This is a genomic window from Streptococcus sp. 27098_8_186, assembly GCF_041432055.1.
In the GTDB taxonomy this organism is placed as follows: Bacteria; Bacillota; Bacilli; order Lactobacillales; family Streptococcaceae; genus Streptococcus; species Streptococcus dentalis.
Map to the genome: position 1 here is coordinate 41,858 of NZ_JAPVYV010000001.1, position 25,151 is coordinate 67,008.

General features: G+C 40.9%; 18 protein-coding genes and 1 other annotated feature. Of the genes, 3 read left to right on the forward strand and 15 right to left on the reverse strand.

Translation table 11 applies throughout. From position 1 onward, the window contains the following. Nucleotides 1-94: 94 nt before the first annotated feature. Nucleotides 95-421, forward strand: a complete 327-nt coding sequence (locus tag O3602_RS00185) for a helix-turn-helix domain-containing protein (protein WP_013903620.1) — start codon at nt 95-97, stop codon at nt 419-421. Nucleotides 422-490: 69 nt separating this feature from the next. Here the strand turns inward: O3602_RS00185 and O3602_RS00190 are convergent, their stop codons facing one another. Continuing rightward, on the reverse strand, nt 491-910 hold the full coding sequence (locus O3602_RS00190) for a hypothetical protein (protein WP_049496916.1): 420 nt from the start codon (nt 908-910) through the stop codon (nt 491-493). 792 nt (nt 911-1,702) lie between these two features. On the opposite strand from O3602_RS00190, the gene O3602_RS00195 reads away from it, so the two are divergent. Continuing rightward, the gene (locus tag O3602_RS00195) at nt 1,703-2,668 is read left to right on the forward strand and encodes a hypothetical protein (protein ID WP_371610899.1); all 966 of its coding nucleotides are present in this window, start codon (nt 1,703-1,705) and stop codon (nt 2,666-2,668) included. A 150-nt stretch (nt 2,669-2,818) separates the two neighbouring features. Then, nucleotides 2,819-3,118, forward strand: a complete 300-nt coding sequence (locus O3602_RS00200) for a tryptophanyl-tRNA synthetase (RefSeq protein ID WP_371610900.1) — start codon at nt 2,819-2,821, stop codon at nt 3,116-3,118. A 204-nt stretch (nt 3,119-3,322) separates the two neighbouring features. Here O3602_RS00200 and rplL read toward each other — a convergent pair whose 3' ends face one another. From rplL to dapB, 14 genes are all read right to left on the reverse strand, one after another. Beyond that, the gene (rplL, locus tag O3602_RS00205; RefSeq protein WP_003001622.1) at nt 3,323-3,691 is read right to left on the reverse strand and encodes a 50S ribosomal protein L7/L12; all 369 of its coding nucleotides are present in this window, start codon (nt 3,689-3,691) and stop codon (nt 3,323-3,325) included. 75 nt (nt 3,692-3,766) lie between these two features. Further along, entirely contained in the window at nt 3,767-4,267 is a 501-nt protein-coding gene (rplJ, locus tag O3602_RS00210) for a 50S ribosomal protein L10 (RefSeq protein WP_003001722.1), read from the reverse strand. A gap of 37 nt (nt 4,268-4,304) precedes the next feature. Next, nucleotides 4,305-4,439 (reverse strand) — a sequence feature (ribosomal protein L10 leader region). A 61-nt stretch (nt 4,440-4,500) separates the two neighbouring features. Next, nucleotides 4,501-5,298 (reverse strand): formate/nitrite transporter family protein, encoded by a 798-nt coding sequence (locus tag O3602_RS00215; RefSeq protein ID WP_371610901.1) that lies wholly within the window; start codon nt 5,296-5,298, stop codon nt 4,501-4,503. 166 nt (nt 5,299-5,464) lie between these two features. Then, the gene (locus O3602_RS00220) at nt 5,465-6,169 is read right to left on the reverse strand and encodes a glucosaminidase domain-containing protein (protein ID WP_003001855.1); all 705 of its coding nucleotides are present in this window, start codon (nt 6,167-6,169) and stop codon (nt 5,465-5,467) included. A gap of 149 nt (nt 6,170-6,318) precedes the next feature. Next, nucleotides 6,319-6,921 (reverse strand): ribosome biogenesis GTP-binding protein YihA/YsxC, encoded by a 603-nt coding sequence (gene yihA / locus O3602_RS00225; RefSeq protein WP_003016353.1) that lies wholly within the window; start codon nt 6,919-6,921, stop codon nt 6,319-6,321. A gap of 11 nt (nt 6,922-6,932) precedes the next feature. Beyond that, on the reverse strand, nt 6,933-8,165 hold the full coding sequence (gene clpX, locus O3602_RS00230; RefSeq protein ID WP_003001797.1) for an ATP-dependent Clp protease ATP-binding subunit ClpX: 1,233 nt from the start codon (nt 8,163-8,165) through the stop codon (nt 6,933-6,935). A gap of 208 nt (nt 8,166-8,373) precedes the next feature. Further along, a complete protein-coding gene (locus O3602_RS00235) occupies nt 8,374-8,883 on the reverse strand; it encodes a dihydrofolate reductase (RefSeq protein ID WP_003011321.1) in 510 nt (169 codons plus the stop codon). A gap of 146 nt (nt 8,884-9,029) precedes the next feature. Beyond that, a complete protein-coding gene (locus tag O3602_RS00240) occupies nt 9,030-18,602 on the reverse strand; it encodes a CshA/CshB family fibrillar adhesin-related protein (protein WP_371610902.1) in 9,573 nt (3,190 codons plus the stop codon). A gap of 203 nt (nt 18,603-18,805) precedes the next feature. Continuing rightward, complete coding sequence (locus tag O3602_RS00245; protein WP_155214236.1) at nt 18,806-19,645, reverse strand: thymidylate synthase; 840 nt, start codon at nt 19,643-19,645, stop codon at nt 18,806-18,808. Between the two features lie 90 nt (nt 19,646-19,735). After that, nucleotides 19,736-20,695, reverse strand: a complete 960-nt coding sequence (locus O3602_RS00250) for an ROK family glucokinase (protein WP_021153285.1) — start codon at nt 20,693-20,695, stop codon at nt 19,736-19,738. Between the two features lie 86 nt (nt 20,696-20,781). Then, nucleotides 20,782-21,300, reverse strand: a complete 519-nt coding sequence (locus O3602_RS00255; RefSeq protein ID WP_371610903.1) for a DUF308 domain-containing protein — start codon at nt 21,298-21,300, stop codon at nt 20,782-20,784. 9 nt (nt 21,301-21,309) lie between these two features. Then, nucleotides 21,310-23,178 carry an ABC-F family ATP-binding cassette domain-containing protein gene (locus O3602_RS00260; RefSeq protein ID WP_371610904.1) on the reverse strand — a complete coding sequence of 623 codons (1,869 nt, stop codon included), beginning with the start codon at nt 23,176-23,178 and terminating at the stop codon, nt 21,310-21,312. Continuing rightward, nucleotides 23,175-24,386, reverse strand: a complete 1,212-nt coding sequence (locus tag O3602_RS00265) for a CCA tRNA nucleotidyltransferase (RefSeq protein WP_371610905.1) — start codon at nt 24,384-24,386, stop codon at nt 23,175-23,177. The genes O3602_RS00260 and O3602_RS00265 overlap by 4 nt, the downstream gene beginning before the upstream one ends. Continuing rightward, nucleotides 24,383-25,150 (reverse strand): 4-hydroxy-tetrahydrodipicolinate reductase, encoded by a 768-nt coding sequence (dapB, locus tag O3602_RS00270; RefSeq protein WP_371610906.1) that lies wholly within the window; start codon nt 25,148-25,150, stop codon nt 24,383-24,385. Before dapB ends, O3602_RS00265 begins: the two co-directional genes overlap by 4 nt. Nucleotide 25,151: the final 1 nt, after the last annotated feature.

Genomic DNA, 25,151 nt, shown 5'->3' on the forward strand with positions numbered 1-25,151 from the left:
ACTATATTTTATCAACTTTGTAAAGTTGTAACCAACCTTTTAAGAACTAGAACCTAACCTTATAAGGCTGTAAAATAGTCTTAAGAGGTGAGCAATGTCAGAATTACAAAAGTATATAAGCAAACGAATACGGATTCTGCGGACCCAGTCAGGAATGACTCAGGAACAATTAGAAGAAAAAGCAGATCTTGGTACCAATTACGCGTATAAGTTAGAAAATTTAGAGCCCAATATAAAAATTAGTACTCTGGAGAAAATTATAGATGCGTTGAATGTTGATCTACAAACTTTTTTTGATTTAACACTTAAAGAAGAAAGTACTGACTTAGCACAGCTTATCGACACTATCAAATCTTTACCAGAGTACAAACAAAATAAAGTCATTTCAGCTATTAACACAATTATTAACGAGACAAAATAAAAAGAGTGGAAAAGGATAAGTATAAAAACGATTCCTTTCCCACTCTTTTTGTGCGTAAAAAAATGGTTATTAGCTATTGGAGCCTGCGATTCTTGGGTAACCAAACGTCATATCGAGCTCGTCTTCCTCGTAATTCTTGATCAATTCCCAGAAATCTGCAACTGATAACGCTGCAACTGATTCATGCCAATTGAATTTAAAAAACAAATCTAAGAGAAATTTAATTACTTGGTGAACTTTGGCTGTCTGTTCTACAGTATCAAATGTAATCAAAATTTTCTCACACAATGGATCAATCAATTCAATTTCAATGCTATCATTTACAAAATTGAATGACACTTCTTGATCTTGATCATTCAAGATTGAAATATACTGATCCTCATCAAATGTTGAATAAAACATTCTAATATTGACTTCTTCATTGTGATTAATTAATTCTGAAATATATTGTTGACTTGTAAAAACTACATACTTTTTATATGTTTTCATTTTGTTTTCCTCCAAATATTATTTTTAAATAAGATTTTTCATTCGTGAATTTTCACGGTGGCCTTACTCTCTTTAATATTATTATTAAACGATTGTTCCTGGGCATCTGCTACCTCCTTTATTGAGAAATAAAAAAAGACAGTTCACCACTGCCTTTTTTTATCTATACTATTATTATGCCATTTTTCTGTAAAAATAAAAACAACATTTCCATCCCTAAAATAACGATGTTTTTTCTTTGATCTTTATTTTTATCAAAATATGGCATACTATTATTGTAAATTAAATTGATTAAGTAGAGCCATTACCATTAGTCATATGGTGAGAAAGTTTGTTACTGGGCACGGTAAACGTACTTATCTCTCATATGCTAGTCATTGCAAAGGAAAAAACTAAGAAAAAAAGAAAGAAAATCTAAATGGTTATTCTCTACTGAATAACATGAAGTAAAGAATAACCATTTAGTAGATAAAAAAGTAAAGAAAAACGTGTTTAAGGTAAAATAAAAAAGGTAAAAATAAAAGTAAATACTAAAAAAATAACTAGTTTAGTAAAGCAAAAGAATAATGTAAAAAAAAAAGTAAAATAGAAAAGTTTTATAAGCTCGAACAAGCAATGACATCTTTATGATCCTTCCAAACATAGATCACGGTGAGTACTGAAAATCTATCGCAAACATTAAACTTCAAGAGTTAGCCTCGATGGGAAGTATCAAAAGCATACCCAGCTTTTAAAAAAAGGGTGGGAGGCAGTTTAACAATAATATGTAATTATTTTAGAAAGGAATGTATAATGCCAAGAAAAAGGAATTCTCTCAAGCACGATTTATTTAATGCAGCTTCAAAAAATATCACAAACAATCGAACGAGGACAAGCTATAAAAGAGCAATTACTCGATTCACAAAGTGGGCTAAAGAACACAATATTAAGAAAATTTCAGATATTACAGAAGAAGTGATTCAATTATATCAACTAGATCTAAACGATGATCCAAAACAATACTCTGTTGCTACCATTCATACTTATTTAGCACCTGTTTGTAAATCAGTTGATATCAACATGAATCGTATTAGAAAAGACAAGCGTTCTAGTGACAAAATTATCCGAGGTCGTGTAAAATCAAAAAACTCACAAGGTAAACATCAAGAAACAGACTCTCGCTTCTCTCGGCTGGTTAATTTTCAGAGGGCAGTTGGGATTCGTAGATCCGAATTAAAAAAATTAAAAGGAAAAGATATTCGAAACGATAATAATGGAAATTACTATGTTTTAGTTCAGCGTGGGAAGGGAGGAAAATTTCAACCTCAACTTATTCTTCCTCAGGATGTTCCAGTAGTCCTCGATACCTTTAAAAATAAACAAGAGGATGATTATATCTTTACAGATGTGGAAATGAATAATCTAATCAATCTACATGGGATGCGAGCCCAACATGCAAGAGAGTGTTATTACTTCTACTTGAAGAAACTCCAAGATAATCCTAATTTCAAGGTGAATTTAAAAAATTTTTTAATAGAACGTTGGGAAGTTGGCCACCAAAATTTAAGAAATAAATCATTAAAGAAATTTGAGAAACAAAAAAAAACATTCATTAATGAACTAAGAGATGAACCCTATAAAATTCGTGGATCAAACTATAAAAAAGCCTTAAATTCAGCCATGCCTACAAAATATAATCGTTTAGCCTTGATGGCGGTCTCGGTCTTCCATCTTTCCCATTGGCGTCTATCTGTTACAGTGACCAACTATATTCTTTAATGTTTCTCATTTTCTACTAAAAAATGAAGAAAAAAAACGGAAAAAAACAGTTTTTCAACGTTTTTATGGCATACTTAAAATATGGGTTGTTGTATGGCTAATAGTTTTAACACATTTTACAGACATGGTATAAATTTAAAGGAGAAAAAGATGTCAATTAAAAATCAGTTACAAAGAGAATTCAAAGGTTCAAATTTTGAAATTCGTGAAAAATTAATAACAGATACCTACTTCACTAGCTTTTTAGAATACGTTAGTTCACCTGAATCAATCTCAAAATTAATTGAAGAAGGCTATTCTGATAAAAGAAATCAGTTAGATGAATACATTGATTTTGCACTTTATCATAATTTAATTACTATGCGAAATAGTATTATTCAAGCTACTGATCTTGGTTTAGCTTGGGTGTGGTGGGCATATGCACCAGTTGAAGGCGATGATTGGATTTAGGTTAAAACATCACCATGCTTTCTGCATAAGGTAAAACTAACAAAGGAATTATATAGTCTATTTTGTTGTAGAAAAAAATCCCCGCCAAGATCTATCTTGGCGGGGATTTGGTGGGGAATAACTCCCCTCTTTAAGATTTAAATCACCTTAAGCAATTCTTAACCTTAATATACTAGGCTTTCGCATTCAATTTGCGTTACTCTATTATTTAAGAGTAACTGAAGCTCCAGCTTCTTCCAATTTACCTTTGATTTCTTCAGCTTCAGCAGCTGCAACACCTTCTTTGATGACACCAGGTGCACCATCAACAAGTTCTTTAGCTTCTTTAAGACCAAGACCAGTGATTTCACGTACAACTTTGATAACGCCGACTTTCTTGTCGCCTGCAGATGTCAATTCGATATCGAATGAATCTTTAGCAGCACCTGCATCAGCAGCACCAGCTGCAGCAACAGCTACAGGAGCAGCTGCAGTTACACCAAATTCTTCTTCGATAGCTTTTACAAGGTCGTTCAATTCAAGGATTGAAGCTTCTTTAATTTCAGCAATAATGTTTTCAATGTTCAATGCCATTGTTATTTCCTCCAAATAAGTTTTAATTTTATATTTTTATTCTTTTGTAGCTAGGCTACGCTGCGTAGCTTAAGATTAAGCTGCGTCTTCTTTGTTGTCTGCAACCGCTTTGACTGCAAGAGCAACGTTGCGCACTGGCGCTTGAAGTACAGAAAGGAGCATAGAAAGAAGTCCTTCGCGGTTTGGAAGAGTTGCAAGTGCAAGAATCTCTTCTTTAGATGCGACAGCGCCTTCGATTGCACCACCTTTGATTTCAAGTGCTTCAGCGTCTTTTGCAAAATCGTTCAAGATTTTCGCAGGTGCGATAACATCTTCGTTAGAAAATGCTACTGCAGAAGGTCCAACGAATACAGATGCAAGATCTTCAAGACCAGCTTTTTCAGCTGCACGACGCAAGATTGAGTTTTTGATAACTTTAAACTCAACTTCGCTTCCGCGAAGGTTGCGACGGAGAACTGTATCTTGCTCAACTGTCAAACCGCGAGAATCTACAACGACGATTGATGCAGCAGCTTTCATTTTTTCAGCTACCACGTCAACAAGTTCCGCTTTTTTAGCAATAATTGCTTCACTCATTAGTGTGTTCACCTCCGTAATTATTTTGCTTGGGGAATTTTCCAAAAGAAAAACGCGCCCAAACCTAGACACGAAAGTACAATACGCTTCTTTTAATTGATACGTTTTGTCCTCGGTAGGATCTTTATGAGTCGAGCTCCCCTACTGTCTTAGGCAGTTTTTTCAAACCGTAGATTAGTTTATCATATATAAAAAAAGAATGCAAGTACTTTTGCAAACTTTTTTTATATTTTTTAATCGTTGTAGAGACTCTTGATATTATTCAACCAAGCATAGGCCAGTCCCATTAGGACTCCTCCTCCTACCCAGTTGGCAAAGAAGGTGACACCATAGTGACGTAAAATATTTAAAAACTCAAAATGTGGCAATTGGCTAGAAACAGAATTAAAGCTCAATAATGAGAAAGAAGCAAAGTTTGCAGCCAAGTGTTCGTTGGTCATAAAGACAAACATATAAATAGCAGAGAGGGCTAAGAGCACCTTGGCTGTTTCATCTTTGAAATATAGATAAGAAAGAATAGCAATATTGACGAAGATATTGGCAATAATTCCTTCAAAGAAAACCACTTGATTGCTGCGTTGGAGTTTATTTTCTGCCACAGTAGCTAGGAATCCTTTTGGATCGACATGAGCAAAGGCTGTTGTCTGATTGAAAAGAAAAGCCACGATTAAAGCACCAATTAAATTAAAGAAGGTACAATAAAGAAGAATTTCCAGCGCTTTCTTCCAATGAATTTTCTTTAGATAGGTCCCCGCCGTCAAATACATCATATTTGAGGTGGTTAATTCCGCATTTAAGAATAAGAGGTAAACCAAGCCCCAGGCAAAGATGAATGGAAATAGAAAACGACCCGATCCAGGTACAAAGGTATTTAATAAGTCTGCGGCAACTGCTCCGACCGCCGTACTTAAAGTAAGAAATCCTCCAGCAAAAATAGAACGTACAGCATAGCGAGTTTTAGATTTCTGATAGAGATCTTCCTTCTTATTACACGCCACTCCAACTTTTTGAATAAAATTAGATTCAGACATACTATTCTCCTTATATAATGTTTGTGAATAAAATCATTATATCATAGAGAGAAAAGTTTGAAAAGGTTTTCAGGAAAAATTCTTAAATTTTCAGCATATACGTTTTATATCGAATATCGCAATTTGCTAAAAAACAACAAAAAACAGGCAGCTGCCTGCTTTAGTTTTAATAATTTAAACGGTTCGCCCAAGCGATATCCAAATTCAAGATTTCTTGTGAAGTGAACTGTTGGCGATATGGATTGTATACCGAACCTGTAATACCACCTTGAACATTTGGTGAATCGTATTGAGTCAAATTATAAGTTTCAATGATGTTATTAAGTTTTGCATAGTAGCTTGTGTCTGTCGCATAAACACCTGTCAAAGCTGCTGTTGCATCTTGGTAACTAGAGGTGTTGCTCTTCCATGCACCTGCAAAATGTCCTTGTTTTAATACTGCTACGTAGTCTTGCAATGATTCATAGTAAGATGGGTAAGAACGAAAAGCGTCATTAATCGTATAGGCATTTCCAGCACCGTCATCCTCCCAAGTTTGCATCACTGCGGATTGACCAGCATAACTTCCTTTAATACCGAAAAGGTTGTAATGCGGATAAGAAGACAAGCCAGACTGACCTGATCCACTTTCAAGGATAGCTTGTGCGATCATAACGGAAGCATAAAGGTCGTTCGCTTGACCGAGCTGACGAGCTGACTCACCAATTTGTGAGATGAAAGCTTCAGTAGGGTCTGAATAAGCTTGGTAAGTTCCATCATTAGCACCAACTGATGTGATGTGCTCGCTCATAGCAGCGGCAAATGTCCCCGCTGCTAATACAGAAACGAACAAACCAAATAATTTCGTTTTATTCCGTATTTTCTTTTTCATAATACAATTTATCTCCAATTAATTTTTTATCATCTTTTATCTTTATAGAGATTATAGCATATAAATAGAAGAAAACAAAGACACTTATATTACACTTGTATTACAATTGCGAGATAAATCCAAAACAAAAATGACATTTTCATGTCATTTCAATTTATTTCGTAAAATGCATTTTCTAAAATAGCATCCCATGACTTCTCTAATCCTTCCCTAGTTACAGAAGAAAAGACGATAAAGGTGTCAGCAGGATCAAAATCTAGTTTTTTCTTGATGATCGATTCATGTTTATTCCATTTTCCACGCGGAATCTTATCTGCCTTAGTCGCTACCAAGATCACAGGAATTTCGTAGTACTTTAAGAATTCATACATCTGGACATCATCTGCAGAAGGTTCATGTCGAAAATCGACTAGGCTAACGACTGCTTTTAAGTTCTCACGGCTGGTGAGGTATTCTTCAATCATCCGTCCCCACTTCTCGCGTTCTTTTTTAGAGACACGTGCATAGCCATAACCAGGTACGTCTACCAAGCGGAGTTTATCATCAATATTGAAGAAATTGAGCAATTGAGTTTTTCCTGGTTTGCCAGATGTTCTGGCCAGGTTTTTTCGATTTAAGAGAGTATTAATAAAAGAAGACTTGCCGACATTGGATCGACCGGCAAGTGCAACTTCTGGAATCTCATCTTGAGGATAATGACTCTTATTTGCAGCGCTTAAGAGGATATCCGCATTATGTGTGTTAATTTCCATATTTTATCTTTCTAGGCTGTTTCGAGAATTGGTTTTTCAGTTCCATCTACAGCTTCTTTTGTAATTCGAACAAGTTTGACATCTTCTTGACTTGGAATTTCAAACATGACATCCATCATCGTTTCTTCGATAATGGAGCGAAGTCCACGAGCTCCTGTTTTTCTTTCGATAGCTTTATTGGCAATCTCTTGAAGGGCTTCATCATCAAATTCCAATTCAACGTTATCATAAGAGAGCAAGGTTTGGTATTGTTTTACCAAGGCATTGCGTGGCTCTTTCAAGATACGGACAAGGTCGTCAACTGTCAATTGCTCAAGGGCCGCAAAGACTGGAAGACGTCCGATCAATTCTGGGATAATCCCGAATTTTTGAATATCTTCTGCAACGATTTCTTGCATGTAAGAGCTTGATTCATCAATGGCTTTATTGTTCTTACCGAAACCGATGACTTTTTCACCGAGACGTTGCTTAACAATTTCTTCGATCCCGTCAAAAGCTCCACCAACGATGAAGAGAATATTCTTGGTATCCACTTGAATCATCTCTTGTTGTGGGTGTTTGCGTCCACCTTGAGGTGGGACACTAGCGACGGTTCCTTCGATGATCTTCAAGAGAGCTTGTTGCACTCCTTCACCAGAAACGTCACGTGTGATAGAGACATTTTCACTTTTCTTAGCGATCTTATCAATTTCATCGACATAGATAATGCCTCGTTCAGCACGCTCAATATTGAAATCAGCTGCCTGGAGAAGTTTCAAGAGAATGTTTTCAACGTCTTCTCCCACATAACCAGCTTCTGTCAAGGCTGTTGCATCAGCAATAGCAAATGGGACATTCAAGCTACGAGCTAAGGTTTGGGCCAAGAAAGTCTTACCTGAACCAGTAGGGCCAATCATGAGGATGTTTGATTTTTGCAATTCAACATCAGTCTCGTCTTCTCGAGTATCGTGAAAGTTAATGCGTTTGTAGTGGTTGTATACCGCTACAGCAAGAGCACGTTTGGCACGATCTTGACCGATGACATAGTGGTTCAAGATATTGAGCAATTCGATTGGTTTTGGAACTTCGCTAAGGTCTGCAAGAACTTCTTCTGCTAGCTCCTCACGGATAATTTCTTGTGCTAACTCGACACATTCATTACAGATAAACGCGTTGTTTCCTGCAATGATTTTTTGGACTTCATCTTGACTCTTTCCGCAAAATGAACAATAAACCATCATATCATTATTTTGATTCGTTGGCATGTATTTCCTCTTTCTGTCATTTTCTGTTTCTATTTAGTTTAAAATAAGGTCATGTAAAAGGCGTGGATAGAATTCACAAGATTGGTAAAAGCATTTAGTAAGAATAAAATAGCGAGGCCGAACCGTTTTTTACGAAAGGTTTGTAAGGCGCAAATCAAACAGATGACACATAGGACAGCTGTAAAAAAACCAAAGACACTTCGCTCCATTAGTCTAAATCCTTTCTCTTATAATAGTTGATCGTAAAATCATATGGGTTCTTCTCATCTTTCGGATGATGGACTTGACGGACTCTTTCATAGCGGTTCTCTTCAAATCTCGGTGCCAATGTATCGCCATCAATATCCGCATGAATCATGGTCTGGATCAATTCTTCTAACTGGTCAGAAAAGAGCTTTAAAATCTGACTGCCACCGATAATATAAAGATTCTTCTCTTGGTTCTGGTACCAGTCCAAGACTTCTTCTTTGCTGTGCATGACGAGTACAGCATCGTTTTCAGGATCATAGGCTTGATCTTGCGTTAAGATAATGCTGGTCCGACCTGGTAGAACCCGTTTTTTCATACCATCAAAGGTCACTCTTCCCATAAGAATTGCTTGCCCCATGGTCGTTTCTTTGAAATGCTGAAGCTCAGCTGGCAGATGCCAAGGCATGACTTGGTCCTTTCCAATAATGCCGTTTTCAGTTTGAGCCCAGATACCAATTATCTTTTTCATTCTCTCATCCTTTACACTGATACTTCTATTTTATCAAATTTTCTTATAAAAGACTGATTTCAACTATCTAGTTTGGAGGATATTTTTTTAAATACAAACAGAAAAAACCGCGAGATTTTCGCGGTTTTTCTTAGCCACAAGTTAGCTTAGTCTTCTTTTTTGCGTTTTGCAAATCCGAATAATGAGAGACCTGCTAAAGCGCTAAAGATCGCAAGACCAGCAGTAGAAGATTCTTTTGTTCCTGTGTTTGGAAGTTGTGCAGTAGGATTTTGTGGATCAATATACTTCACTTCTTCTTTCGTTTCTGGAACGACAGGAATCGTTGGTTCTTCTGGTTTTGGTTGTGGAGTAGGTTGTGGTTGTGGTTCTGGTGTTGGTTGTGGAGTAGGCTGTGGCTGTGGCTCTGGTGTCGGAGTTGGATCCGGCATTGGAGTTGGTGTCACAGTCTTCTTGTAGATATGTTGAGTGTTTCCATCTTTATCTACAACAGTCTTCACGAAGTCATAACCTGGGATATCCTTCTTCGGTTGTTCCCCATCTTCTGTTGGGTTACCTGGGATTGGATCCCCATTTTCGTCTACATATGAAGTCGTAACTTTTTCATAGACGTGTTCAGTATCACCATTAGGCAATTTCTTCGTTTCTACAAAGCGGTAACCTGGAATTTCAGCTTTTGGTTCTTCTCCATCAACTGTAGGATATCCTGGGATTTCCTTACCTTCTTTATCAACAAACTTAGTGATTGGAAGGACAGTTGGTGTGTAAGTCGCAGATGCTTTGGTTCCGTTCACATCTTCGCGAACCACTGTTACTGCTGGTGCAGTACCAGTGAATTCTGGTTCTGGAGTGAAGGTTACGGTTCCATCTGCTGCTACTGTGTATGTACCAATACCTGGAATTGTCTTCGTAGTTGAACCATCTTCAAAGGTTGCTAGAACTTTGTCATTCATTGGTACACGGCTATCACCTTCTGTGAAGGTTGGTTTGCCTGTTTGAGTGGCACCCTTCTTATCAATTGAAGTAGCTGGTTCTGCAGTTGGTGTAACTGGTGTTACAGTTGGTGTGTAAGTTGCGGTAATTGGTGTACCGTTCTTATCAACACGTTTCACTGTTACGCCTGTACCGGTTCCTGTGAATGATTTTTCAGGTACGAAGGTTACGGTTCCGTCTGGAGAAACGGTGTAAGTTCCTTCACCTGGAATAACTTTAGTAGTTGATCCATCTTCAAAGGTTGCTGGTACATCATCATCCATTGGTACACTTGGGTTACCAGGCGTGAAGCTTGGTTTACCTGTTTGGGTTTGACCTTGGATGTCTGTAGAAGTTGCAGGTTCAGCTGTTGGTGTTACAGGAGTTACAGTTGGTGTGTAGGTTGCAGATGCTTTTGTTCCGTTCACATCTTCACGAACCACTGTCACTGCTGGTGCAGTTCCGACAAATGATTTCTCTGGTACGAATGTCACCGTTCCATCTGCTGCTACTGTGTATGTACCAACACCTTCAACTGTCTTCGTAGTTGAACCATCGTCAAATGTTGCTGGAACATTGTCGTTCATTGGTACACGGCTGTCGCCTTCAGTAAATACAGGTTTACCTGTTTGAGTTGCACCTTGCACATCAGTAGATACTGCTGGAGTTGCAGTTGGTGTAACAGGCGTTACAGTTGGTGTGTAAGTTGCAGAATCTTTTGTTCCATTCTTATCTTCACGAACCACTGTCACTGCTGGTGCAGTTCCGACAAATGATTTCTCTGGTACGAATGTCACTGTTCCATCTGCTGCTACTGTGTATGTACCAACACCTTCAACTGTCTTCGTAGTTGAACCATCATCAAATGTTGCTGGAACATCATCGTTCATTGGTACACGGCTGTCACCTTCAGTGAATTCAGGTTTACCAGTTTGTGTTGCACCTTGGATGTCAGTAGATGTTGTTGGCTTAGCTGTTGGAGTTACAGGTGTTACGGTTGGAGTGTAAGTTGCAGTAACTGGAGTACCGTTCTTATCAACACGTTTCACTGTTACGCCTGTACCTGTTCCTGTGAATGATTTTTCTGGGACAAATGTTACGGTTCCATCTGGAGCAACGGTGTAAGTTCCTTCACCTGGAATAACTTTCGTTGTTGAGCCATCTTCAAAGGTTGCTGGTACATCATCATCCATTGGGATTGCAGGGTTACCAGGTGTGAAGCTTGGTGTACCTGTTTGTGTTTGACCTTGGATGTCTGTAGATGTTGCAGGATCAGCTGTTGGTACAACTGGAGTGATCTTAGGTGTGTAAGTTGTCTCAGCAACTGTTCCGTTTGTATCTTTACCTTGAACTTTAACTGGAACTACTTCACCTGAGTATGATTTATCAGTTGGTGTGAAGGTTACAACACCTGTTTCTTTATCGACTGTGAAAGTACCGATCACATCACCTGCTGGTGAATTCGCATCAACTGATGCTGCTGGCTGACCATTTTCGTCAAGAAGAGTAATGGTATCCTTGTCGATTGGTGCAACTGGGTCACCTTCAGTGAAGGTTACAGTTCCAGTTTGAACCACACCTTGAGGTGCTTCTGATTCAGCTGGAGTTGCTGTTGGAGTTACTGGTGTCACAGTTGGTGTGTACTTAGCTGTAACTGGTGTACCGTTTTTATCAACACGTTTCACCGTTACGCCTGTGCCTTCTCCAGTGAATGATTTTTCTGGAACAAATGTTACGGTTCCATCTGGTGCAACAGTGTAAGTTCCTTCACCTGGAATGGTCTTCGTAGTTGAGCCATCTTCAAATGTTGCAGGAGTATCATCATCCATTGGAACATTTGGATTACCTGGTGTGAAGGTTGGTGTACCTGTTTGCGTTTGACCTTGTTTGTCAGTAGATGTTGTATCTTCTGCAGTTGGTGTAACTGGTGTTACGGTCGGTGTATAAGTTGCAGAAGCTTTTGTTCCGTTCTTATCTTCACGAACTACTGTTACGGCTGGTGCAGTTCCAACGAATGATTTTTCTGGTACAAAGGTTACTGTACCGTCTGCTGCTACTGTGTAAGTACCAACGCCATCTACAGTCTTCGTAGTTGATCCATCATCGAATGTAGCTGGAACGTCATCGTTCATTGGTACTCGGCTATCGCCTTCAGTAAATTCAGGCTTACCTGTTTGAGTTGCACCTTGGATGTCTGTAGATGTTGCTGGTTCAGCTGTTGGTGTTACTGGTGTCACAGTTGGTGTGTACTTCGCTGTGATCTCAGTACCGTTCTTATCAACACGTTTCACTGTTACGCCTGTAGCAGTTCCAGTGAATGATTTTTCCGGTACGAAGGTTACGGTTCCATCTGGAGCAACAGTGTAAGTTCCTTCGCCATCTACTGTCTTAGTGGTTGAACCATCTTCGAAGGTCGCTGGTGTATCTTCATCGATTGGAACATTTGGATTTCCTTCGGTGAAGGTTGGTTTACCAGATTGTGTTTGACCTTGAATATCTGTCGATGTAACATCTTCAGAAGTTGGGACAACTGGAGTAATCTTCGGTGTATAAGTTGTTTCTACTGTAGTTCCATTTGCATCGGCTGCTTGAACCTTAACTGGGACAACATCACCTGAATAAGATTTATCTGTCGGTGTGAAAGTAACTACACCTGTATCTTTATCAACTGTGTATGTACCGATCACGTCACCTGCTGGTGATTTCGCTTCTACTGATGCTGCAGGTTGACCATTTTCATCAAGAAGAGTAATCGAATCCTTGTTAATTTGAGCTACTTCATCACCTTCAGTGAAGGTTACAGTTCCAGTTTGAACAAGACCTTGAGGTCCAGTAGATTCAGCTGGTGTTGCTGTTGGAGTTACTGGAGTTACAGTTGGTGTGTAAGTTGCAGATGCTTTGGTTCCGTTCTTATCTTCACGAACAACTGTTACAGCTGGTGCTTTACCTGTGAATGATTTTTCAGGGACAAAGGTTACAGTTCCGTCTGCTGCTACTGTGTAAGTACCAACACCATCAACTGTCTTGGTAGTTGAGCCATCGTCGAAAGTAGCTGGAACGTCATCGTTCATTGGTACTCGGCTGTCGCCTTCAGTAAATTCAGGCTTACCTGTTTGAGTTTGACCTTGCTTACCTGTTGTTTCAACTGGTGTCGCTGTCGGTGTGACAGGAGTTACAGTTGGTGTGTAAGTTGAAGAAGCTTTAGTTCCGTTCATGTCTTCACGCACAACTGTTACCGCTGGTGCAGTACCAACAAATGATTTTTCTGGTACAAATGTAACTGTTCCGTCTGCTGCTACTGTATAAGTACCAACGCCGTCAACAGTCTTGGTAGTTGAACCATCATCAAATGTTGCTGGAACATCATTGTTCATTGGCACACGGCTGTCGCCTGCAGTAAATTCAGGCTTACCAGTTTGTGTAGCACCTTGAACACCTGTTGATTCAGCTGGTGTTGCAGTTGGGGTTACCGGAGTTACAGTTGGTGTGTACGTTGCAGTTGCCTTAGTTCCATTCTTATCTTCACGAACAACAGTTACGGCTGGTGCTTTACCTGTGAATGATTTCTCAGGAACAAAGGTTACAGTTCCGTCTACTGCTACTGTATATGTACCAACGCCATCAACTGTCTTAGAAGTTGAGCCATCGTCAAATGTTGCTGGAACAGCTTCGTTGATTTCAACAGTCTTCTCAACGCCATCAACCGTTACAGTTCCACCCTTGAATTCAGGCTTACCTGTTTGAGTAGCACCTTGAATATCTGTTGTTTCTGCTGGTGTTGCAGTTGGGGTTACTGGAACAATTTCTGGAGTGTAAGTTGTATCTACCTTGATACCGTTTGAGCTTTCAGCTTGAACCTTAACTGGAGTCACTTTACCTGTATAAGATTTATCAGTTGGAGTGAAAGTTACAGTACCAGTTGCTGGGTCGATAGAGAATGTACCAATTGGTGTTGTTCCATCTTCAGCAAAGGCTGGTGTGCTTGAAACTTCATTACCATCATTATCCAAAAGTGTGTAGCTATTGTCTTTGATCGTGATCGCTTTATCTTGACCATTTACTTGAACAGTTGCACCTTCAAAAGTTGGTGTTCCTGTTTGAGTAGCACCTTGGATATCTTTAGATGTAGCTGGGTTAGCTGTTGGAACAGCTGCTACAACTGTTGGTATGTAACTTGCATCTGAAGTGATGGTTGTTGTCTTACCATCTGCATTGGTAATCGTCGCTGTCGCTTGGACTTTCACTCCAGTTGCAGTTCCAACAAAGTCTTTTTCAGGTGTGAAAGTCACTGCTCCTGTAGTCGGATCGATTGTATAAGTTCCATCACCTTCAACAGTTACTGTTGTTTCATCTGTTGGTTGACCTGTTGCTGGGTCAATCAACTTCTTACTTGTAATTTGAGCAGTCTCATCATCACTTAAAGCGAATGTAGGCGTTTCTGTTTGAGGTACATTTTGAATGTCTTCAGAAACTTTATTGGTTGGAGTAAGAGTGACTGGATTTACAGTTGGTGTATAAGTTGCTGATGCTTTTGTTCCGTTCTTATCTTCACGAACAACGGTTACCGCTGGGGCAATACCAGTAAAGTTTGGTTCTGGAACAAAAGTTACAGTTCCATCTGCTGCTACTGTGTAAGTACCAACGCCTTCCACTGTCTTCGTTGTGGATCCATCGTCAAATGTTGCTGGAACGTCATCATTCATTGGTACACGGCTATCACCTTCTGTGAAGGTTGGTTTACCAGTTTGTGTAGCACCTTGAACGCCTGATGTTTCAGCTGGTGTCGCAGTTGGGGTTACTGCAGTAACAGTCGGTGTATAAGTTGCAGAAGCTTTCGTTCCGTTCTTATCTTCGCGAACAACGGTTACTGCTGGTGCAGTTCCAACGAATGATTTTTCTGGAACAAATGTAACTGTACCATCAGCTGCTACTGTGAAAGTACCAACACCTTCAACTGTCTTAGTTGTGGATCCATCGTCAAATGTTGCTGGAACATCTTCGTTGATTTCAACAGTCTTCTCAACACCATCAACCGTTACAGTTCCACCCTTGAATTCAGGTTTACCTGTTTGAGTTGCACCTTGAATGTCTGTTGTTTCTGCTGGTGTTGCAGTTGGGGTTACTGGAACGATTTCAGGTGTGTAAGTTGTATCAACTTTGATACCGTTTGAACTTTCGGCTTGAACCTTAGCTGGAGTTACTTTACCTGTATAAGATTTATCAGTTGGTGTGAAGGTTACTTGACCAGTTGCTGGGTCAATAGTGAAGGTACCGATTGGTGTTGTACCATCTTCTGCGTAAGCTGGTGTGCTTGAAACTTCGTTCCCGTCATTATCCAAGAGTGTATAGCTATTGTCTTTAATCGTAATAGCTTTATCTTCACCATTTACTTGGACAGTCGTTCCTGCAAAGGTTGGTGTCCCTGTTTGTGTTGCACCTTGCACATCTTTAGAAGTTTCTGGGTTTGCAGTTGGAACTGCAGGCACAACAGTTGGTGTGTAAGTCGCATCAGAAGTAATGGTTGCAGTCTTACCATTAGCATTTGTAATGGTTGCAGTAGCTTGAACGCTAACACCTTTTGCAGTTCCAACAAAGTCTTTTTCAGGAGTAAATGTTACCGCTCCTGAAGTAGGATCAATCGTGTATGTTCCTTCTCCTGCTACTGTTACAGTTGTTTCATCAGTCGGTTGACCAGTTGCTGGATCCACCAATTTCTTGCTAGTGATTTCAGCAGTCTTGTCGTTGCTCAACTCAAATGTAGGAGTTTGTGTTTGAGGAACGTTTTGAACATCCGCAGAAACCTTGTCTGTAGGAGTCACTGTGATTGGTGTGACAGTTGGAGTGTACTTAGCTGTTGCAGTCTTGATGTAGTCCTGTTGGATCTTACCATCTTTATTTCTACCAACTGGCGCTGACAATGAAACATCCACACCTTTGGCTGTACCAGTAAAGCTTGGATCTGGAGTGAAGGTTACTTCACCCGTTGAAGGATTAATCGTATAAGTTCCTTCCCCTTCAACTGTTACAGATGGCGCATCAGTAGTGAGACCTGTGGCAGGATCTACCAACTTAGCAGGATATTCTGCACTTGGAGTGATTGCAATCTTGTCACCATTTGAGTTAGTCGCAGTTGTGTTAAAGGCCGGAGTTTCTTTTTGAGTCGCACCTTGAACATCAGTTGAAGTTTTGTCAACTCCTTCGATTTCAATTGGAGTGACTGTTGGAACGTATTGACCATCCATGGTATTCAACTGACCATTAATGTTTGGTTCTTGATCTGGGAATTTTGTTGACCAACCAGTATCATAACCGTTGTTATCTGAGCGACGGATAGAAATACCATCAGCTGTTCCAAGGAAGTTATCTTCTGGGATAAATTCAACGTCTACGTCCTTACCGTTGGCAGTAATCTTGTACTTACCTTGTCCTGGAACGACATAGTAACCGTCCGCATCAAGAGTTGCACGGTTGCCATCTTTATCAACGATGTATGGTTCTACCATTTCGTCAATAACGGCACTAGAATTAAGCTCATACTTGTGTTCTCCACGTGCTGTAAAGATTACAGTTGCAGTTTGCTTCGCCCCTTGAAGACCACTTGTTTCCTTGAATTCCCCTTTTGGTGGGTGAGTGATTTGGGTTCTGAAGTCTTCTACTTCCCCTGAGAAGGCCATACCAGTTGGGCTCTCAATCTCGGTAGCTTTCTTGGCAATACGAACACGAGCACCTAGTTCTTTAACGCTAGGGTCGATATAAGTCTTGCTCTTTGCAAAGGTCAACTCAACGGTGCCGTCATTTGTGATTCTTGCAAGATCAGAGCGTTCATCTTCATCAAAGGTACCATTTTGGTTAAAGTCTATCCAACCGTAGATATAAGCTTCTGAAGCTCCATCTGTATGGGCTTCTATTGACAACTTGTAGTTACCTGGGCGTGTACGATCCATCTTGATCATCTCATTGGTTGTACCTTTAAGCTCATCTGGAAGCAATTGGTCAATTCCTTCATCGGCCGTAGTTGCCTTATCATCACCGAACCAGTCAAGAGCAGTATTCTCATCCATATCTGGGCTCACATTACCAAGATATGGTTGATTTACTTTAGCACCAGTTACACCATCTACAGTTGCAATGGTATGCATAGCTTTTCCGTATGACTCAGGAGCATCCCCTTCATCAATTGGGAAGAATCCTAGCATTGCTGACTGTTTACCACCTGAAGCGACATAAAGCCCCACTTCAGAGGCACCACGCGTCATCACAATTGGAACTGTTCTATTTCCTTCAGAAATGTTAGGTCCAAATATACCGGTTCCTAGACCACCCGTAACTTGGTCAGGATTTCCAAAATACTTCCAAGCTACTGGTTTCTTTTCTGGTCCAACTTCAGTAGATCTACGAAGTTGGTTTAAGTTGGTATTATTAAATTTAGGATTAGGTCCAAAAAGATTTTCAGTATCTTGTGGTTCATAAGTTACAGAAGTTTTTGGTCTGGTAAACTTTTTCCATTCTCCAATATGCTGCCAACCTTCTCCATTGGTAGTAAACATAACTAATTCACCTGGGTTAGCAGACTCCCCATCAGCCATAACAATAGCTGGCTTAACTGTCTTACCACGGAAGGTTGCAGAGATTTCAAACTGAACTCCAATATTTCCACCATTCAAAGCTGAACTTATGGTAGTCTTCTTGGTTTTCGTATCAATGTTCTCAAATCTGATTTCAGTCCAATTATTTTGCGCATCAGCTATGACTTTGGCCTCTTCACCATTGTTAAAAGCTTGCCTAGCAGCTGTTGAAGTGACTCCACTTACATAACCATTTTTTGCATTTGGATCATAGGTTGCTTTTTCTACTTCTGTAGCCCCTTGATTTTCCATCCGTTTCTTATAGATTTCAGTCGCTTGGAAAGGTTTCAAGGATTTGACTTTTACAGTAACTACATAACCAGGCATGATTTCCTTGGTATAGGTAGACCCAACTTGAAGAGCCAATTTTTCTTCTAAGTCCTCAGTTGGTTTAGTTTCACTTTTAGGAACTAATACTGTAGTAGTTCCTGTCCAGTTAGCTACATCTCCAAAGTCCAACCATGAGATTTGGCTAGCCATAGATTTGGCATCAATATCTGTTGTAAATCCTGGTTTTTCAACTTTTGGAGTTGAAGTTGCGTCTTCAACGTCATCCCCAATCAAGCTTGGATCATTTGGGTCACCCACAGCACGACGAGTACGACGGCGAGAAGTGTTGGCTGTCTCTTCCGTTGCGACTGTATTGTTTGCTGTTGCACCTTGTCCAGCTGAAAGAGTTGTTTCTTCTTTCTTATCTGTAGTGGTTGAAGCTGTTTCTGCTGCCTTGTTTGCTGGCGTAGCTGCTTCTAATTTTGGTGTTGCAGCGGTTGGTGTAGCTGCAGTTGCTGAGGCTGCTGTACTTGTGCTACTTGCTTCACTAGTTGAAGCAGGTGCTGTTGAAGTTGATGCTGCAGTAACAGCTGGGCTTGCTTCATACGTTGTGGCTACTGTGCTAGTTGTTTCAGAAGTTGATGCTGCTGAAGTAGCTGTTGAAGTTGCGGGCGTTTCTGACGCTGTTGCAACTGCTGCTACACTTTCACTTGTCGTATCTGTATTTTCTTCTGCTGCTGCACTTGCGGAAGTCCCAACCATGACAAGTGTCCCCAAAAGTACTGAGCAAACACCCACATTCAATTTACGAATCGAGAATCTGCTAATACGATCATTAAATAAGTCTTTCCCCAATTTAATAGGCCTCCATCTTTATCTATTAATTAACTTTCTTATTGTAATTGTTTTGTTTTTCAAAACCTTATCTATTTTAACAAAAACCGAACGATACTTAAAACATTTTAACTCAAAAATGAGTAAAAATTTTTAGCGCTGATTCTGTTTACTGTAAAATAAATTTCCTCATAGATAGAGGTATAAAAAGCATTAATTTATCACTAGATCGCAAGATCGAACTTCAATTGTGGCTTCACTGGATCGTAATCGACCAGTTCAAAATCTTCTGGTTTGATATCAAAGAAACTGGTTCCATCTGCTACATTTAAAACTAAGTGTGGCTGACAATCTGAAGGCTCCCGACGGAGTAACTCTTCAGCCTGTTCAAATTGATTATCATAGATATGAAGGTTATTAATGAAGTAAAAGAACTTTCCGACCTTCCAGCCAAAGTGCTTGGCAATCATCATCTGAAGAGCTACATATTGCATGGCATTGATATGGTGGGCTACCAACATATCATTTGAACGCTGGGTCAGGGTCGCATCTAGATAGATCTCTTCATCAACCCGACGCACGTCAAACATGGTCTGAAAAGCACATGGTAAGAGTCCTTCTGTCTCCTCAAAAGCATCATAATCCCAGAGCGAGATGATGTTGCGGCGATTCCAAGGATTGGCTTCTAATTGCTTGAGGATTTTATTCGTAATGTCATGCTTTTTGACAACAGCTCCGTAGCGTTGTCCAATCGTCCGGCTATCTCCCACTTCCCAGTCACTCCAGTAGTGGACATTGTACTTGTCTTCTAAAAGATCCAAGCTATTCGACTGATCCTGGTAGATCCAGAGCATCTCTTTGATGGCTGATTTAATCGCGATGGGACGAAGGGTCGTAATAGGGAACTCCCCTTTTGCGAGGTCGAATTCCATAAAGGCTCCCGTGATGTACTTGGAATTGGCTGTCCTGCCATCCTTGTACTTAGGACGGGCTTGCTCTGACCAGACTCCTTCTTCCATGATTTTTCGAATGTTTTCTTTAAAAATTGTATCTGCTTTTGTCATATACTCTCCTTGAATCCAGTTTTGTCTTCATTATATCACAGGAGACAGAAAAAAAGGAGATCCCAGCACGAGCCAGATCTCCATTTCATCTTATTGTAATACAAGGGATGCAGCACCGATAACACCGGCGTCATTTCCCAAAGTAGCAAGTGCCAATTGAGTAGATTCACGTACTTGTGGGAATGAGTTTTCTTCAAAGACCTTGCGCACACCATCCAAGAGGAAGTCTCCAGCAGCGGAAACCCCACCACCGATAACGATCTTAGATGGGTTCAAGGTTGAACCGATGTTTGCAGCAGCAAGTCCAAGGTAACGTGAGAAGTTCTTGTATACGATCAAAGCAAGAGCATCGCCTTCTTTTGCCAGGTCAAAGACCGTTTTAGCCGTTACTTCTTCTCCGTTGTCGATCAAGACTTTCAATTGAGAGTCCCCTTCGTACTCATCGGCATAACGACGAGTCAAGTTGACGATACCAGTTGCAGATGCAACCGTTTCAAGACAGCCTTTCTTACCACAGGTACATTGGATTGGATCATCAAAGTCAACAGTGATGTGACCAAGCTCCCCAGCAGCTCCACGTACACCGTGCAAGAGACGACCTTCAGCGACGATACCACCGCCGACACCTGTACCAAGTGTCATGAAGACGACATCTGGTTGGTTTTCACCAGCCCCTTTCCAACGTTCACCCAAAGCAGCAACGTTGGCATCATTATCGATAAAGAATGGAATATGAAGGGCACTTTCGATCTTTTCTTTGACTGGTTGAAGGGTCTTCCAGTTCAAGTTGTAGGCACCGATAACTGTACCTTTTTCACGGTCAACGACACCAGGTGATCCCATTCCAATTCCTTGGAATTCAGAAGCATCAAGCTCAAGCATCTTCAAACGATGCGCAATTGATTCGATCATATCATCTACGATATGGCTACCTTCATCCAAGATATTTGTTTTAATAGACCATTTTTCTTGAACTTCCCCATCCAAAGTAAGGATGGCAAACTTAATTGAAGTTCCCCCTAGGTCAATCCCAATAATTTTTTTAGACATCTGTAACTCCTTTCAAACTTGTAAACACTTACAGATCTATTATATCAGACTTTTTATCAAACGCAAAGGTTTGCACGTAACTTTTCTTAACTTTTTAACAAGAGACTAAAGGATTGAAATCCTAAAATGAGGAAAATCAAGCCAATAATATTTAATAGAAAGACGCTAATCGAAAGCGGACTAACAATTAAGAATAAACCGATGAAGAGCTGTAGCAAGGCAAAGAAAATATAACGCTTGGACAGTTCCTCAACCTTCCTCGAGTAGAAATTGGCTTTTCGGAAGTTTAGAATCGAACGGTAGATGAGCCAAATTCCTAAAGTGACTGGAAAGACAATCGGCAAGGTCTTGTAGCCATAGAGCAGTAAGTAGACCGCAAAAACCAAGGCGACCATACTGTGAAAGAGCTGTTGTTGCTGAATGATACCAGCTTGCCGCAATCGGTAATAGCGTGAAAAACGCGAAAGGGATATTAAAAAGAAGCCACAGGAAATCAACCAGCTAAAAGAGCCAATGTGCTCAATTGGATTAATAAACAAGACGATACCGATAATGGTAAAGATAATGGCTGAAATCCCAAGGGATATCCGGTTCAATTGATTCATAGGGCCTCCTTATTCATCTAATTCGCTCAGGTATTCATAGCGATCGTACTTCTCAAGTAGTCGCTCATTTTCCTTATCCAATTCCTTTTGAAGGGCTGACAATTTGCCAAAGTCAGAGCCGTTTTCATTCATCTCCACTTCAATCTCTGCGATCCGATTTTCAATGGCTTCGATATCTGCTTCAATGCTCGCCCACTCTTGCTTCTCTATATAGCTCATGCGTTTCTTCTCTTCTTTTGGCTTGACAGATTTCTCTTTTTCAACCTTGTGACTGGCCGTTACTTGAGATGCTTCAAAGGCTTTTTCATCTAGGTAATCCGTATAATTTCCAAAGAACTCACGAATGCCCCCATTTTCAAAAGCCAGGATCTTGCTTGCAACTTTGTCCAGGAAATAGCGGTCGTGGCTAACGGTAATGACGGGACCTCCAAAGTTTTGAAGGAAGTTTTCCAAAACCGTCAAGGTTGCGATATCCAAGTCATTGGTTGGCTCATCGAGGAGAAGCACATTGGATTTTTCGATCAAGAGTTTTAAGAGAAAGAGCCGCTTCTTCTCCCCACCGGAGAGTTTTTCAATTAAGGTTCCGTGCATGGAACGTGGGAAGAGAAATTGCTCCAAGAGATCTGTAATCGATGTCGTTCCAACGGTCGTCTTCACTTCCTCAGCAACTTCCTGGAGGAAATTAATCACGCGCTTACTCTCATCCAAACCATCAATCTGTTGAGAGAAATAAGCCACCCGCACAGTTTCCCCGATGATGACTTGCCCAGACTGTGGCTGTAGTCGCTCTGCGATCAAATTGAGTAGGGTGGACTTGCCGACGCCATTATCCCCAACGATCCCAATGCGATCCTTATTCTGCACCAAGAGGTTAAAATCCTGTAAAATCGGCTTGTTTTCAAAAGCAAAACTCACATCTTTAAACTCGATGACTTTCTTTCCAATTCGGCTGGTCTCAAAGTTCATCTCTAAATCCGTCTGGTTGCTTTGACCAGACAAGTCTTGCTTGAGATCATGGAATCGATTGATCCGCGCCTGTTGCTTGGTCGCACGCGCCTGGGGTTGACGCCGCATCCAGGTCAACTCCTGCTTATAGAGTTGCTGCTTCTTATGAAGAAGGGCCGCATCACGCTCGTCTTGCTCAGCCTTTAAGCGGACATAATCCTGGTAATTGCCCTGATACTCGATCAAGCCAGCTCGATCCAACTCAAAGATCCGCGTCGAGATATTATCCAAGAAATAGCGATCGTGGGTAATGAAAAGCACGGTTTTCTTAGCGTTCTTCAAGAAATTGGTCAACCATTCGATAGTATCAATGTCCAGGTGGTTGGTCGGCTCATCTAGTAAGAGCAGGTCGTGATGGGACAGCAAAACCTGTGCCAGTTGCACACGACGACGCAAGCCCCCAGATAGATCCCCAACTTTGGCGTTCAAGTCTTCAATTCCAAGCTTTGAAAGGACTGTCTTAACCTGACTCTCGATTTCCCAAGCATTGAGCGAATCCATCTCCGCCATGACCTTTTCAAGACGTGCTTGGTTCTCTTCTCGGTAATCCGCCATCAAGAACTCGTAATCGCGAATCAGCTGCATTTCGCGTAAATCACTAGATAACACTGTATCAAGAACCGTCTTTTGATCATCAAAGTCTGGTTCCTGCGTCAAATAACCAATCGTATAATCACTCTTTGCAGAAAAAGGACTCACATCTCCATCAAAGCCGGAGCGACCTGACAACACATCTAACAGAGTGGTCTTTCCAGTCCCATTGACCCCGATCAATCCAATCCGATCCAAGTCGTGAATGATAAAGGAAATCTCACGAAAGACGGTCTTATCTCCGACAGATTTGGTTAATTTATCGACAATAAAATCGCTCATTTTTCCTCCCCTTTTGCTTGTTGGATATAGGCGATGATGGCTTCTTTCTCATTGGCCAGTTCCCCATCGACAATGGCATATTCAATTTTTGTCAAAATCTCTCCCAAGGCTGGACCTGGTTGAAAACCATAGTCTTTGATCAACATACCGCCATTGACCACCACTTCATGCTTATCATGAATGGTCAAGCTATCATAAACACGCTCGATGGCCAAATAATCCACACTCAAGGCATACGCTTCCCGGAGCTCTTCTGCCACTAGCAACAAATGCTTCTCATACTTGTAGCAGGCACGCTTGTCTAGACTTCCATTTTCTCGGAGCTTAAGAATCTCCACGATCTGCTCCACCGTCTTGGCAAACTCTCTAGAGGTCTTCCATTTCTTAAAGAATCTTGGAATATCTTGAATCTCTAGTGCTAAGACCAAAGCAGCCCAGGCTTGCTCAGAAGTTGAAAAGGTATATTCCAACTCTATGTCAAACAAACGCTCGATCGCTTCTTTGCGATCCTTCATCTCTGGCAGATAGTGATAGGCTCCACTTGCTAGCATAGCCTCCAAGCCTTGTCTCCAGTATGGGGAAAGCAAGAGTTTATCAAACTCGATAAAAGTGCGCTCTACGGAAATCTTCTCTAGTAAGGGAGCACACTCCTTCATGGCATCAAAGGTCGCCTCTTCTAATTTAAAACCGAGACTGGCCTGAAAACGAAAGCCTCGCATGATCCGGAGCGCATCTTCGTTAAAGCGTTCATGAGGAAGCCCAACTGCCCGGAGGACCTTGTTTTCCAAATCTTCTAGTCCATGAAAGAGGTCAACAATTTCTCCTTTTTCATTTAAGGCAAAGGAATTAACCGTAAAATCACGACGCTTGAGGTCTTCTTCCAGCGAGCGCACAAAAGAGACGGAGCTTGGACGGCGATAATCGACATAGACATCCTCCGTCCGGAAGGTCGTAATTTCATATTCTTGCCCATTTTCAAGGACCAAAACGGTCCCATGTTCGATACCGACATCAACTGTTCGATCAAAAATCGCCTTGGTCTCTTCTGGGTATGAGGAGGAAGCGATATCGACATCGTGAATTGGACGATCCAAGAGGGCATCTCGGACAGAACCCCCTACAAAATAGGCCTCAAAACCAGCTGCTTTAATCTTCTCTAATATTGGTAAAGCCTCCTGAAACTCAGAAGGCATCTTTTCTAATCTCATAGTAAGTGTTCCAAACCATAAACAAGCTCATGACGCTTGACAACTTCTTTAATTCCTAGATTTACTCCTGTCATGAAGGAAACACGATCATAGGAATCATGTCGGAGAGTCAACCCTTCGCCTTGGCTACCAAAAATCACCTCTTGGTGAGCGACTAGGCCAGGCAATCTAACTGAATGGATGCGCATCCCTTCAAACTCTGCCCCTCTTGCTCCAGGCATCAACTCTTCTTCATCTGCTGCACCTTGCTGGATTTTCTCGCGCTTCTCAGAGATCAACTCAGCGGTTTTAATTGCTGTTCCACTCGGTGCATCTTTTTTCTTGTCGTGGTGCAATTCGATGATTTCCACATTCGGGAAATACTTGGCTGCTTGCGCTGCAAATTGCATCAAGAGCACAGCTCCGATAGCAAAGTTCGGCGCGATCAAGCCACCCAATCCCTTTTCACGTGAAAGGTCTGTCAATTCTTGGATCTGCTCAGAAGTGAATCCAGTCGTTCCCACAACAGGCGCAAAGCCATTCTCAATTGCAAAGCGAGTATTTTCGTAAGCGACCTTGGGCATGGTAAAGTCGACCCAAACATCTGCCTCTAGACTCACGACATCTTCTTTGCGGTTAAAGACAGGGACTCCTGCAACCTCTGTCTCATCAGTAAATGGATCGATCAAGCCAGCTAATTCTAACTCAGGATCTTCAGAAACCATCTTGTAGGCTGCTTGTCCCATTCTTCCCTTGAAACCTGCGATAATGACTTTAATGGACATA